A 220-nucleotide genomic window follows, 5' to 3' on the forward strand; every position below is an offset into this window, starting at 1 on the left:
CCCATGCCTAACCTATGACCATGAGAGTCAAAACCAACCAACGGTGTAAGAATCAGGTCGAGTTGATGGCAAGGTTTCACCAACGTTTGATTAAGCTGTGGTTCAACGATGCCGTATTTATTTAATACCGTTGGGGTCGTCGGAGAGTAGTGCAAAAACAACAGATGCCCGTCAGAGAAGGGATGCAATACAGGTAAATAGGTCTGCTTACCTTGCGCCC

Annotated in this window: 1 protein-coding gene; it reads right to left on the reverse strand. The window is 46.8% G+C overall.

The features are described from left to right. On the reverse strand, positions 1 to 220 hold a 220-nt coding region (locus A3712_RS16985), incomplete at both ends, for a 5-formyltetrahydrofolate cyclo-ligase (RefSeq protein WP_331710905.1).

This window comes from Vibrio sp. HI00D65 (assembly GCF_001635455.1).
Classification (GTDB): Bacteria; Pseudomonadota; Gammaproteobacteria; order Enterobacterales; family Vibrionaceae; genus Vibrio.